At 50.5% G+C, this 13,432-nt stretch carries 11 protein-coding genes and 3 tRNA genes; 10 read left to right on the top strand and 4 right to left on the bottom strand.

Annotated elements, in window-relative coordinates; genetic code table 11:
• Positions 1 to 2: 2 nt before the first annotated feature.
• A complete protein-coding gene (locus tag DBY86_RS03365) occupies positions 3 to 644 on the bottom strand; it encodes a TnsA endonuclease N-terminal domain-containing protein (protein ID WP_234403374.1) in 642 nt (213 codons plus the stop codon).
• Between the two features lie 676 nt (positions 645 to 1,320).
• Here DBY86_RS03365 and bfr (DBY86_RS03370) point away from each other — a divergent pair.
• Positions 1,321 to 1,785, top strand: a complete 465-nt coding sequence (gene bfr / locus DBY86_RS03370) for a bacterioferritin (RefSeq protein ID WP_107818917.1) — start codon at positions 1,321 to 1,323, stop codon at positions 1,783 to 1,785.
• A gap of 27 nt (positions 1,786 to 1,812) precedes the next feature.
• Positions 1,813 to 2,286, top strand: coding sequence for a bacterioferritin (gene bfr, locus DBY86_RS03375; RefSeq protein ID WP_002213535.1), 474 nt, complete (start codon positions 1,813 to 1,815; stop codon positions 2,284 to 2,286).
• Between the two features lie 39 nt (positions 2,287 to 2,325).
• Here the strand turns inward: bfr (DBY86_RS03375) and DBY86_RS13295 are convergent, their stop codons facing one another.
• On the bottom strand, positions 2,326 to 2,595 hold the full coding sequence (locus DBY86_RS13295) for a hypothetical protein (RefSeq protein ID WP_199901035.1): 270 nt from the start codon (positions 2,593 to 2,595) through the stop codon (positions 2,326 to 2,328).
• A 14-nt stretch (positions 2,596 to 2,609) separates the two neighbouring features.
• Here DBY86_RS13295 and DBY86_RS03385 point away from each other — a divergent pair, with 14 nt between their 5' ends.
• From DBY86_RS03385 to guaB, 3 genes are all read left to right on the top strand, one after another.
• Positions 2,610 to 2,930 carry a helix-turn-helix domain-containing protein gene (locus DBY86_RS03385; RefSeq protein WP_003710267.1) on the top strand — a complete coding sequence of 107 codons (321 nt, stop codon included), beginning with the start codon at positions 2,610 to 2,612 and terminating at the stop codon, positions 2,928 to 2,930.
• 47 nt (positions 2,931 to 2,977) lie between these two features.
• On the top strand, positions 2,978 to 5,536 hold the full coding sequence (glnD, locus tag DBY86_RS03390; RefSeq protein WP_107818918.1) for a [protein-PII] uridylyltransferase: 2,559 nt from the start codon (positions 2,978 to 2,980) through the stop codon (positions 5,534 to 5,536).
• Positions 5,537 to 5,682: 146 nt separating this feature from the next.
• Complete coding sequence (guaB, locus tag DBY86_RS03395; RefSeq protein ID WP_107818919.1) at positions 5,683 to 7,146, top strand: IMP dehydrogenase; 1,464 nt, start codon at positions 5,683 to 5,685, stop codon at positions 7,144 to 7,146.
• Positions 7,147 to 7,334: 188 nt separating this feature from the next.
• Here guaB and rnr read toward each other — a convergent pair whose 3' ends face one another.
• Positions 7,335 to 9,710 carry a ribonuclease R gene (gene rnr / locus DBY86_RS03400; RefSeq protein WP_107819035.1) on the bottom strand — a complete coding sequence of 792 codons (2,376 nt, stop codon included), beginning with the start codon at positions 9,708 to 9,710 and terminating at the stop codon, positions 7,335 to 7,337.
• Positions 9,711 to 9,798: 88 nt separating this feature from the next.
• Between rnr and DBY86_RS03405 the strand changes: the two genes are divergently transcribed.
• The 5 genes from DBY86_RS03405 (at position 9,799) to aspA (ending at position 12,484) form a co-directional block, all read left to right on the top strand.
• Positions 9,799 to 9,885, top strand: a tRNA-Leu gene (locus tag DBY86_RS03405).
• A gap of 35 nt (positions 9,886 to 9,920) precedes the next feature.
• Positions 9,921 to 10,007, top strand: a tRNA-Leu gene (locus DBY86_RS03410).
• Positions 10,008 to 10,045: 38 nt separating this feature from the next.
• Positions 10,046 to 10,136: transfer RNA gene (locus DBY86_RS03415), tRNA-Ser, on the top strand.
• 230 nt (positions 10,137 to 10,366) lie between these two features.
• The gene (locus DBY86_RS03420) at positions 10,367 to 10,939 is read left to right on the top strand and encodes a hypothetical protein (protein ID WP_199901036.1); all 573 of its coding nucleotides are present in this window, start codon (positions 10,367 to 10,369) and stop codon (positions 10,937 to 10,939) included.
• Positions 10,940 to 11,086: 147 nt separating this feature from the next.
• Positions 11,087 to 12,484: an aspartate ammonia-lyase gene (gene aspA / locus DBY86_RS03425; RefSeq protein WP_107819036.1), complete on the top strand. Its 1,398-nt coding sequence runs from the start codon at positions 11,087 to 11,089 to the stop codon at positions 12,482 to 12,484.
• A gap of 71 nt (positions 12,485 to 12,555) precedes the next feature.
• Here the strand turns inward: aspA and DBY86_RS03430 are convergent, their stop codons facing one another.
• Positions 12,556 to 13,431 carry a DMT family transporter gene (locus DBY86_RS03430; RefSeq protein WP_107818921.1) on the bottom strand — a complete coding sequence of 292 codons (876 nt, stop codon included), beginning with the start codon at positions 13,429 to 13,431 and terminating at the stop codon, positions 12,556 to 12,558.
• Between the last annotated feature and the right edge of the window lies 1 nt (position 13,432).

A 13,432-nucleotide genomic window follows, 5' to 3' on the forward strand; every position in this document is an offset into this window, starting at 1 on the left:
TTTTAAACCATATAGCGGATTGCATAGTGAGTGGTTGATTTAAATCTGCGCCAATTTTTCGTTCTGCAATGTAAGTACCACAATACAGGCAATAATTTTGCTTGATTGTATTCATCCTGAAAAGTCTGTTGAATAAGCTGTTTAGGTGTGGATTTTTTCAATTCGCGTAACGATTCATCCAATAAAGTCATATATGCTTCGCTGTATTCGCCAGATAAGCCATTTTGTTGATATGGCAATAAAAAGCGTACGTTGCATAAATAATCAGTATGAATCTCTAACTCTGTAATCAGTTTAAAATGCCAACCGTGTGATTTGCAAAAATGTAAGGCAGCCTGAAATTTAGGTTTGAGTTCACGCCAGTTTTTACGTAAATCGCTACGATATTTCACTTCGTAAATAATTACATCATTTTGATAATGAAGCAAAACATCAGGGGTATAGATATGTTTCTTTCCTGCTGGGTCAAACCACTCAATCGCGATAGGCTGTACTTCAAAATGCTGTACATTAGAATCAAATTCCAGCAGAGTTAAAAAATCATGCTCCAAAGATGACTCATAAGCTGCAATGCCTATAGCTTTGTTATATGGAGCGATGCCTGTAATATTTCGATAGTTTTTAGGAATTTTACGGATTGGCATAGTTTTATATGCGTAGTAGAAAAATGGTTAAAAGGAAGACAATCTTAATGAGTTAATACCCTTTATCAATAACCCAAACTCAATTAGCTTTCTTATAATTTAGTCTCAAATAACATTATTAAAAGTATAAAATTTTGCATATTTTAGTCGCAAACAACGTTGGAATTCACAGCGAAAGCCACGGCGGTTGCGGGCATCATTAAACTCGGACACCATTCCGAAGTAAAAAATAATTTCCTACGCTGCTATCTGCCGTCTTGTTTGATGTAAACAACATCAATTTGAATTGTCCATGCCGTCTGAAAGCCCTTCAGACGGCATAATTTCTTCCCAAAGTCCGATAATCTCAAAAGAATCTGTCGGTTAATGAGAACGATTCATTATAAATTTTGATAAAAAAACGTACAGTATTTGCTTTTCACTATGGTTAACAAGTGTAAATGTTCTTTATGGATGATATGGATTCTTAGTTTTAGCAGCACAAAAAACCGATAAAAAACAGCGTACTGATTTGGAAGGCATCGGGGAATACACCCTATTTCTTTTGATAATTGTTTGTATTTTAAATAGAAAATTTGTCATATCAAAAACTTTTGCATACAATGCACGCATCCCGAACAGCGTTACAGAACGCTGTTTAACCGCACGAAACCCAAATTAAGAAAAGAGAAATATTATGCAAGGCAATCAAGCAGTTTTAGATTATATGAACGAATTGCTGTCCGGCGAGCTGGCAGCACGCGACCAATACTTCATCCACTCCCGCCTCTACTCCGAATGGGGCTACACCAAACTTTTTGAGCGTCTCAACCACGAGATGGAAGAGGAAACCACACACGCCGAAGACTTTATCCGCCGCATCCTGATGCTGGGCGGCACGCCGAAAATGACGCGCGCCGAACTGAATATCGGCACGGACGTGGTTTCCTGCCTCAAAGCCGACCTGCAAACCGAATACGAAGTGCGCGACGCTTTGAAAAAAGGCATCAAACTGTGTGAAGAAGCGCAAGACTATGTTTCCCGCGATTTGATGGTTGCCCAATTGAAAGACACCGAAGAAGACCACGCACACTGGTTGGAACAGCAGCTGCGCCTGATCGAGCTGATTGGCGAAGGCAACTACTACCAAAGCCAACTGTAATCTGTATTCGGAATAAAAGGAGTCCGTATGAAAGGCGACCGTTTGGTTATCCGCGAGCTGAATAAAAATCTCGGCCTGCTACTGGTAACCATCAACCAATATTTCCTTCACGCCCGTATTTTGAAAAACTGGGGCTTTGAAGAACTGGGCGAACATTTCTTCAAACAGTCAATCGTTGAAATGAAAGCTGCCGACGATTTGATCGAGCGCATTCTGTTCCTCGAAGGCCTGCCAAACCTGCAAGAACTGGGCAAACTGTTGATTGGTGAATCTACCGAAGAAATCATTGCCTGCGATTTGACCAAAGAACAGGAAAAACACGAAGCCCTGCTTGCCGCCATCGCCACAGCTGAAGCGCAACAGGATTACGTCAGCCGTGATTTGTTGGAAAAACAAAAAGACACCAACGAAGAACACATCGACTGGCTCGAAACCCAGCAGGAACTGATCGGCAAAATTGGTTTGCCCAACTACCTGCAAACAGCGGCGCAAGAGGACTAAAACACAAATCACTGCCAAATATAGCAGTCTCCTGCACCATCAGACGGCATATCCATATAAACGGATATGCCGTTTTTCTTTACCGGATTGCGAATAAAATCGAAATTGATTTGAATCAATACTCGATAACGGTTTTTGTTTGATAATACCGATATGAAATCTAGATTGCTTGTTTGCTGTTTCCCAATCTGTCTTGATTTTACCTCTTTCCTCTTGATGTGTGTGTGTTTGGGTGTGGCTGCCGCCACCCCTTTTTTTGGCTTTTATGTGAAGTAAAATCCGTAACAGCAAATGCTTAACTTTAACCATTTATCCGGAAACAAATGATGGGCAACAAATTGACTCTGCCTGCCGAACTGCCTGACGAACAGGATTTGCGGGCGGTATTGGCATACAATATGCGGCTTTTCCGCGTGAACAAGGGTTGGTCGCAAGAAGAATTGGCGCGGCAATGCGGTTTGGACAGGACTTATGTGTCGGCAGTCGAGCGCAAACGCTGGAACATCGCCCTGTCGAATATCGAAAAAATGGCGGCGGCTTTGGGCGTGGCGGCGTATCAGTTGCTGCTGCCGCCGCAGGAACGGTTGAACCTGATGACCAATTCCGCCGATACCCGACAAATGCCGTCTGAAAGCGGTATTTGACCGCCGAACCATCCGCCTCCCTTTTCCCGCCAATCGAAAGAATAAAAATGCCTGCAAACCTGTCTTCAGTACTGGAAACCTTCAAACAGCAGCGCGATGCCGCCGAAGCGCATTATTTGAAAGCCAACCGCGTGTCGGTATTTTTCAGGGAATATACGGCGGCAGTCGAAACCTTACTGGCAGCATTGTGGGTAGAACATTTTCAAAACAGCGCGTTATGCCTGATGGCGGTGGGCGGCTTCGGGCGCGGCGAACTGTATCCCTGTTCGGATGTGGATTTGGCGATTGTCTCCCCTGCCCCGCTTTCAGACGGCATTCAGGAACAGATTGCCCGGTTTGTCCAAACCCTGTGGGACTGTAAACTGTTGCCGTCTGTAAAAAGCGGCGGCATTGACGAACTGTGCGAAAGCGTGCGCAATGATATTACGGGGGACACGGCGTTTTTAGAAGCCCGTTTTTTGTTCGGCAACCGTCAAACGGCGGACGAACTGGCGGAAAAAATGAACGCGCAACGCAATGTAGCGGCGTTTATCGAGGCAAAACTGGTGGAGATGGAACACCGCCATGCCAAATCACAAGGCTCAGGGGCGGTATTGGAACCAAACATCAAAAGCTGTCCGGGCGGTCTGCGCGACATCCACACCCTGCTTTGGATAGCGAAAGCGCAAGGCTTGGCGGCCAACCTGCCTGCGCTGGTCAAACAAGGCATTCTGACGCGCACTGAAGCCGGTATGCTTTCACACGGCTACCGCCGCCTTGCCCACATCCGCATCCATCTGCATTTAAAAGCCAAGCGCGCCGAAGACCGCCTGCTGTTCGATTTGCAGCCGCAAGTCGCCGAAAGTATGGGTTATCAAAATGAAAACCGCCGCCGTCAAAGCGAAGAACTGATGCGCGTGTTTTACCGCGCGATTAAAACCGTCAAACAACTGAGCGGCATCCTCACGCCCATGCTACAAAGCCGCGTTTCTTCCACCCCGTTGCGCGTTACCCTGCGGATTGACGACGACTACATCCAAGTGAACAACCAAATCGCCGCGCGGCACACCGATATTTTTTTCAGACGGCCCGAACACATTTTCAAAATCGTCGAAATCATGCAGCAGCGCAACGACATTACCGCGCTCGAACCGCAAACCCTGCGCGCATGGTGGGGCGCGACGCGCAAAATCAACCGCAGCTTCTACCAAAATCCCGAAAACCGCCGCCGCTTCGCCGGCTTTTTCCGCAGCGGCAACGGGCTGACCCAAACCCTGCGCTTCCTCAACCTCTACGGCGTGTTGGGACGCTACCTGCCCGCGTGGGAAAAAATCGTCGGCCTGCTTCAACACGACCTGTTCCATATCTATCCTGTGGACGACCACATCCTCGCCGTTGTCCGCAACGTCCGCCGCCTTGCCCTAGACATGCACAGCCACGAACTGCCTTACGCCTCCGCGCTGATGCAGTCCTTTGAAAAGCAAGGCATTCTCTATCTCGCCGCCTTCTTCCACGACATCGCCAAAGGACGCGGCGGCGACCACGCCATACAAGGCATCGCAGACGCGCGCCAATTTGCCGCCGACCACTTCCTGACCGAAGAAGAAAGCGACCTGCTTGCCTGGCTGGTCGAAAACCATCTTCTTATGTCCACTGTCGCCCAAAAAGAAGACATCCAAGACCCCGACGTACTCGATGCCTTCTGCAAACGCGTGCAAACCCACGAACGCCTCAGCGCGCTCTACCTTCTGACCATTTCCGACATACGCGGCACCAATCCCAAATTGTGGAACGCATGGCGCGCCAGCCTGCTGGAAAGCCTCTTCCATGCCGCCGGACGCTACCTCGCAGGCAACGGCGGCAACCCGCACGCCCTCTTCGGTCGCCGCCAACAAGAAGCCGCCGACTTGCTCACCCGCGCTGCCGTCCCCGAAAAACAGCAGAAAAAACTATGGAACGCACTCGGTTCCGCCTATTTCGCCCGCCACCAGTCGCGCGAAATCCTGTGGCACGCTGCCAACCTCGTCCACGACTTTGAAACCCCCATCGTCCGCAGCCGCATCCTGCCCAAAAGCGACAGCTTCCAAGTGATGATCTTTATGCCCAACGGCCCGCGCCTGTTTGCCCGTCTCTGCCGTATCTTCAGCCGCCACGGCTTCGACATTCTCGCCGCCCGCGCCTTCATCACCGAACACGACTACATCCTCGACACCTTCATCGTGCAAATTCCCTCGCAGCACGCCCCCGAAGACTACCCCGACATCCAAAGCGCGCTTGAAGCCGAACTCAACAGCTTTATCCATGGACACACCGTTGCCGAAACCTCAAACCACAGCCGCCGCATCAGCCGCCGCAGCCGCTATATGCCGATCGCGCCAAGCATCACCATTACCCCCGAAGAAGACTACCCCGACTGGTACTCCGTCGAAATCACCGCCGTCAACCGCCCCTTCCTACTCGCCGATATGGCGGAAGTCTTTTTCGCCCACAACGTCAGCCTGCGCTACGCCAAAATCTCCACGCTGGACGAACGCGTCGAAGACAGTTTTACCGTCTTCAGCCCCGATTTGAAAAATCCGAAAATCCAATCTACCCTGAAACAGGCTTTGTTGGAACAATTAACATGATTCCTCTTCCCTTTTCAGACGGCATTAGCCCTTCTGTTTTCCAACTATCCTGCAACGGATAAATATTGTAAACAATATCGGCTGCTAAGACGCAAGTACCATGTTATAATGCCGTGCATCTTGCACAAACTGAAAGACCAAGCATCATGCGTATCGTAGAAAAAGCCTATACTTTCGACGACGTCCTGTTGGTTCCTGCACATTCAACCGTGCTACCCCGAGATGTCAAGCTTCAAACCAAACTCACCCGCGACATCACACTCAACCTCCCCCTGCTTTCTGCGGCAATGGATACCGTTACCGAAGCGCGTTTGGCCATCTCTATGGCGCAAGAAGGCGGCATCGGCATTATCCATAAGAACATGACGCCGGAGTTGCAGGCGCGTGCGGTTTCCAAAGTAAAGCGCCATGAGAGCGGCGTGGTGAAAGATCCCGTTACCGTTGCACCGACCGCATTGATCCGCGAAGTTTTGGAAATGCGCGCACAGCGCAAACGCAAAATGTCCGGCCTGCCTGTCGTTGAAAACGGCAAAGTGGTCGGTATCGTAACCAACCGCGACCTGCGTTTTGAAAACCGTCTCGATCTGCCTGTTTCCGCCATCATGACACCGCGCGAGCGTTTGGTTACCGTCCCCGAAGGCACAAGCATAGACGAAGCGCGCGAAGTCATGCATGCGCACAAAGTCGAGCGCGTTTTGGTATTGAACGAAAAAGACGAGCTTAAAGGCTTGATTACCGTTAAAGATATTTTAAAAACTACCGAATTTCCCAACGCCAACAAAGACTCCGAAGGTCGTCTGCGCGTCGGTGCCGCGGTGGGTACCGGCGGCGATACCGAAGAGCGTGTCAAAGCATTGGTAGAAGCAGGCGTGGATGTGATTGTGGTCGATACTGCCCACGGTCATAGCCAAGGCGTTATCGATCGCGTGCGCTGGGTCAAAGAAACCTATCCGCATATCCAAGTCATCGGCGGCAACATCGCCACTGCTAAAGCCGCTTTGGATTTGGTGGCTGCCGGTGCGGATGCCGTCAAAGTCGGTATCGGCCCGGGCTCGATTTGTACGACCCGTATCGTGGCCGGTGTGGGCGTGCCTCAACTGACCGCCATCCACAATGTTGCCGAAGCCCTGAAAGGCACGGGTGTCCCTCTGATTGCCGATGGCGGTATCCGCTTCTCCGGCGATATTGCCAAAGCACTTGCTGCCGGCGCATACAGCGTCATGCTCGGCGGTATGTTTGCCGGTACGGAAGAAGCACCGGGCGAAATCGAACTCTATCAAGGCCGCTCTTACAAGTCTTACCGCGGCATGGGTTCGTTAGGCGCGATGAGCCAAGGTTCTGCCGACCGCTACTTCCAAGACAAAACCGACAGCACCGACAAATACGTCCCTGAAGGCATCGAAGGCCGCGTACCTTACAAAGGCCCGATTGTGAACATCATCCACCAGCTGACCGGCGGTCTGCGCTCTAGCATGGGTTACTTGGGTTGCGCCAATATTGCTGAAATGCACGAGAAAGCAGAATTTGTGGAAATCACTTCTGCCGGTATGAGCGAATCCCACGTTCACGACGTGCAAATCACCAAAGAAGCGCCGAACTACCATCGCTGATTCAAGCCGTCTTTATTAAAATGCCGTCTGAAACCCGATTTTAAGGTTTCAGACGGCATTTTTAAATTTACCGAGAATAATAACCTACCTGATAAAACAGATAGGCCATAGAAAGATAGGCAACTGTGTCATGGCAGGCATGGCTTGGGATTTTTCTTAAACGCTTCTACTGCCCGCTCCAACCCGTATTATTTACCTTTCGTTTTTTTTATTTTAATCGAAACCGATTTTTTTGCCTTTTTCTTCGGCAGCGCGGCAACAGACTTACCTCTTTCCTTTGCCTTGCAGTCTCGGGCTGCTTTTTTCTTTGCAACAGTTTTCAGCTTGCTTTGCCCAACCGCCTTTGCCGGCTTGGCATATTGGGATGATTTAATCTTCCGCCGCCTGCCCGCAACTCCTCCTGAAATCAAAATAAAATCGATTTTACTGGTATTCAAATCAGCACGGGCAACTTTAACGGTAACCCTATCCCCCATGTTGAAACGGATTCCGCTGCGTTCGCCTTCTATCGCCATGATTTCGGGGCGGAAATTGAAATAGTCTTCGCCCAAATCGCTGATGTGTACCAAGCCGTCAATGTGGATGCCGTCCAAGGTAACGAAGAGGCCGAAGTTGGTCATGCCGGAGATTTTGCCTTCGAATATTTCGCCAACTTTATCGCGCATATAATAGGTTTTCAGCCAGTTTTCCACGTCGCGGCTGGCGTCGTCGGCACGGCGTTCGCAAAACGAAGTATGCACGCCCAAAGCCTGCCAGCTTTTGTTTGGCGTGTAGGTCTGCTTGTCCAATACAGCTTTGATGGCGCGATGGACGGTCAGGTCGGGATAGCGGCGGATGGGGGAAGTGAAGTGGGCGTATGCTTCATAAGCCAAACCGAAATGCCCTTCGCAATGCGGTTCGTAAACCGCCTGCTGCATGGAGCGCAACATCATGACTTGCAGCAATTCGGCATCGGGTCTGCCTTTGAATTGTTCGGCAAGCGCGGCATAGTCTTTCGGCGTCGGGTTGTTGCCGCCGCCAAGTTGAAGCCCCAACAGACCGAGCTGCTCGCGCAGGGTGGCGAGTTTTTCGGGCGTGGGACCCAAATGGTTGCGGAACAAAGCCGTATGTTTGTTTTTCAGCAAAAACTCTGCCGCGCAAACATTCGCCGCCAGCATACATTCTTCAATCAGCTTGTGGGCATCGTTGCGGACGACGGGGACGATTTTTTCAATTTTGCCGTTGTCGTCGAAAAGCATTTGGGTTTCGACGCTTTCAAACTCCACCGCGCCGCGTTCGAAGCGTTTTTTCTGAAGGATTTTGAAGAGTTTGTAGAGGGTGTCGATTTGGGCTTTGTGCGGATGGTCGAGGCCGTCTGAAATCCAATCCCAGACTTGATTGTAAGTCAGACGGGCATGAGAGCGCATCACGGCGGGGTAGAAGCGGTATTCTTTAATATTGCCCGCATAAGTGATGACCATATCGCACACCATACACAAACGCTCGACATCGGGATTGAGCGAGCAAATGCCGTTGGACAGGTTTTCCGGCAGCATCGGAATCACACGGCGCGGGAAGTAAACACTGGTGCTGCGTTCCTGTGCGTCCGTATCGATAGCGTCATCGGGGCGGACATAATGGCTGACATCAGCAATCGCCACAACCAGACGGTAATTGCGTCCGACTTTTTCAGCAAACACGGCATCGTCGAAATCGCGCGCCGTTTCGCCGTCTATCGTTACCAAAGGCAGGTCGCGCAAATCGACGCGGCCTTTCAAATCGCTTTTGCGTACATGGTCGGGAATTTTTTTTGCAGCTTTGGCACACGCTTCGCTGAATTGGTGTGGTAAATGGTGTTTGCGCACGGCAATTTCGATTTCCATGCCGCTGTCGGCATAATCGCCCAATACTTCAATGATTTTCGCTACGGCTGGGCGGTTTTGCTCAGGATAAGTCTCGATTTCGCCGACGATGACCTGACCGATTTCGGGTTTGAAATGCGCGACGCTGTCAGGTTCCAAGACGATGCTTTGATTCAAGCGTTTATCTTCCGCTTCCAAAATCGCTACGCCGCGATCCATATAGAAACGGCCGACCACTTTGCTTTGCGCGCGTTCTACAATATCCAAAACCGTACCTTCGCGGCGGCCTCTGCGGTCGATACCGGCGGGGCGGACGGTAACAATGTCGCCGTGCATGATGCCGCGCATTTGGCGTTCGTATAAAACGAAATCGCCGTCTTTGGTGGGTGTGAGCGGTACGGCGAAGCCGAAACCGTCCTTATGCGCCTCGACGCGGCATTTTACCAAATCCAATTTGTCCGCCGCGCAAACCGCGCCCCTGCGGTTGATTAAAACCTGACCGTCCCGCGCCATCGCTTTCAGACGACGTTCGAAAAATTCGTACTCTTCTTCCTTAATCGACAATTCGCGTGCCAAAGCTTCAATCTTGGACGGTACGCCTTCACGTTCAAGCAGCTCGACAATCCATTCCCTACTTGGCAAGGGATGTTCATAACACTGTTTCTCCCGACTCAAAAACGGGTCTTTTTCCCGTAAATTTAAATATTTAATATTTTTGTTCATTTTGACCGTTGACATTCTTTTTATGACCTATATAATAGCGACTTCTTTGCGGAAGGACACTGTACCGCAAAACAGTAAATAAAGCAAAGCCCGGGTGGCGGAATTGGTAGACGCGCTAGCTTCAGGTGCTAGTATCCTCACGGGTGTGGAAGTTCGAGTCTTCTCCCGGGCACCAAATCAAATGCTTTGCTTTATTTCAATATTTAGATTGCCCGGGTGGCGGAATTGGTAGACGCGCCAGCTTCAGGTGCTGGTATCCTCACAGGTGTGGAAGTTCGAGTCTTCTCCCGGGCACCAAATAACAAATTGTCCCGATTGGGATAATTTCCGCCATTAGAGAGGTGGATGAGTGGTTTAAGTCGCACGCCTGGAAAGCGTGTATACGTGAATAGCGTATCGAGGGTTCGAATCCCTTCCTCTCTGCCAAATACGAATCCCAAGCTTTTACAGTTTGGGATTTTTTATTATTCAAACAATAATTTCATTGGGAAAACCTGTTATTGTCTATAATCGTCATCAACCGTTTACAACTATCTGTTACCGTTTTTTGTGGTATGTTTTGCGGTATGTTTTACCCTCTTCCTAAGCCTGTAAGGACTAAAAAGGTGTATCCCTTCAAACGGCATTGTTCGACATGCTGCAAACCGAAAACCGATATGGCTGCACCGCATCTCAATCCGACCAACCTTTCCGAATACATCAGAACCTTAAAACGTGATTTGCCGTTCGGGGTTTCTGTTGCGGGCGAAGGGCTGCTGTTCCGGCATTCCGTTCTGCGCGGCAGGTTGTTTCAGCCGCTGCTTGCGCTGTTTTTCGGTCTGCTGCTTTGGATGGGCGGCGGAAACCAGTTGCTCGAATGGGGTGTTCCTCCCGTATCCGATTCGGTTTACAGCGTCTTGACGGCGGGTTTTTCCGTGTTTTGGATGTGGCGCATGGAGCGTTGGTGGTATGCGCTGACGACGTGCAAATCGGTTTATATCGATGATAAGGAACTGGTTGTTTATGGTGCGTTCGGGCGTGTCCGTTATCGCGGCAGGCATGATGCGGCATATTCCGTCCATGTGCTTCCGCATTCCCTCTACCAATGGCTGACCGGAGGCGTTGCGCTGCTGACCGGCCCGAGCGGACGCGGTGTGTGGACGGGCATCGTTTTGGGGCTGCACCGCCATAACCTCGGTGCGACGCTGGCGCGGAAAACGCTGGCAGACCTGCCGGAGCAGCATCCTTAAGACGCGGCACTTCTGCGTTCAGACGGCATTGTTCTTGAAAACACCATAGACAATACCGCCCAACTGGTATAGTGTTCGTCCTACTGCGGCATCTTTCCGATGACGCATTTTTTCAATATTAATTATCCGACTTACAAAGGTAAAAACATGACTGTCCGTATCGAACACGACTTATTGGGCGACCGCGAGATTCCCGCCGAAGTATATTGGGGCATCCACACTCTGCGCGCCATTGAAAACTTTAAAATTTCCACACAAAAAATTTCCGACGTGCCGCAGTTTGTCCGCAGTATGGTGATGGTCAAAAAAGCGACCGCGCAGGCAAACGGAGAATTGGGTGCAGTAAAACCCGAAATCGCCGCCGCCATTGAAAAGGCTTGCGACGAAGTTCTGCTGAACAACCGCTGCCTCGACCAATTCCCGTCCGACGTGTATCAGGGCGGCGCAGGTACTTCGGTCAATATGAACACCAACGAAGTCATCGCCAACCTTGCATTGGAAGCCTTGGGATATGAGAAAGGCCGCTACGACATCGTCAATCCGATGGATCACGTCAACGCCAGCCAATCCACCAACGACGCCTATCCCACGGGCTTCCGCCTTGCCGTGTATTACAGCATCGGCGAATTGCTGGAAAAACTGACCGTATTGAAAAACGCCTTTGCCGCCAAAGCCGAAGAATTTAAAGACGTTTTGAAAATGGGCCGCACCCAGCTTCAAGATGCCGTACCGATGACGGCCGGACAAGAGTTTCAATCTTTCCAAGTATTGTTGGAAGAAGAAATCCTCAACCTCGACCGCACCCGCCAACTGCTCTTGGAAGTCAATTTAGGCGCAACGGCAATCGGCACGGGCGTGAACACGCCCAAAGGCTATGCGGAACTGGTGGTCAAAAAACTCTCCGAAGTCAGCGGCTTATCTTGCAAACTGACTGAAAACCTGATCGAAGCGACCTCCGACTGCGGCGCATATGTAATGGTACACGGCGCATTGAAACGCACGGCGGTCAAACTCTCCAAAATCTGCAACGACTTGCGCCTGCTCTCTTCCGGCCCGCGTGCCGGCTTGAAAGAAATCAACCTGCCCGAATTGCAGGCCGGTTCTTCCATTATGCCCGCCAAAGTCAATCCCGTGATTCCCGAAGTGGTCAACCAAGTCTGCTTCAAAGTCATCGGCAACGACACCACCATCACTTTCGCCGCCGAAGCAGGTCAGTTGCAACTGAACGTGATGGAGCCGGTCATCGCCCAATGTATGTTTGAAACCATTTCCCTCTTGGGCAATGCCGCAGTCAACCTGTCCGACAAATGCGTCAAAGGCATTACGGTCAACCGCGAAATCTGCGAGCGGTATGTCTTCAACTCCATCGGGCTGGTTACTTATCTGAACCCATATATCGGACACCACAACGGCGATTTGGTCGGCAAAATCTGCGCCCAAACCGGCAAAGGCGTGCGTGAGGTCGTTTTGGAACGCGGGCTGTTGAGCGAAGAAGAACTCAACCGCATCCTCTCTCCTGAAAACCTGATGAACCCCCATCTGTAACGTTGCAGACAAATGCCGTCTAAAGCAGGAATGTTGCTTCAGACGGCATTTTGTTATATCAATCAGCCGGATTATATGCCGAACAGTGCCTTGACTTCCCCCCAATAAAACAGGCAGGCGATAGAACACAGTGCCAACACGATTCCCGCCGTATTGATTGTGTTGATTTTTTCCTTAAAAAACAGTGCGCCCGAAAGCGTACCCAAAACAATCACACCGATATTCATACCGGCAAAAACCAAGGTTGGATTATCCTTCATCATTTGGTGCGCGGTGATGTAGGTTACGATATTCATGAAGTTCAAACCGCCCAATAGTGCGCCGCCAACCACACTCTCAATGCGCCATTTGACTGATTTGGACAATAGGTAGGCAAATATCAAAATACCGGACAAAGCAAATGCAATCAGCAGGTTGCCCGCAAATGCCGTGCCGCTTTTGGCAAGCTGCTTAAACAAGATATCGATAGTGCCGTAACCTGCCCACACGCCCAGCAGCAATACCGCCTGCCGCCACGCGCTGCCTAATTTTTTGCCACCGCCGTGTTTCCAAAGCAGACAGAACAGCGCGGCAAAGGCGAGGCACAGCCCGATTAGTTTGCCTTCGCTGAGTTTTTCGCCAAACAGCGTCAGTGCGGCAACAATCGGCAAAAACAGCGACAAACGCTGCGCCGCGTCGGATTTGACGATACCGGCGGCTTCTACGGATTTGCCCATAATGACAAATACGGACGGCAGCAGCACGCCCAAAGCGGCAAACAGCCACCATGTCGGCAAAAATGCGCCGATATTGCCGACATCCGGCTTCAATACCAGCAGGGTCAGTATGACCGCGACCACATAATTGACGGCGACCGCCTGCGCGATGTCGATTTTTTTCTTCCTTGCCATTTTCAGCAAAATGGAAACCGACACGCTGAACACGATGCTGATTAACAGGTAAGCCATA

Origin of the sequence: Neisseria bergeri (genome assembly GCA_003044455.1) — a bacterium.
Classification (GTDB): Bacteria; Pseudomonadota; Gammaproteobacteria; order Burkholderiales; family Neisseriaceae; genus Neisseria; species Neisseria bergeri.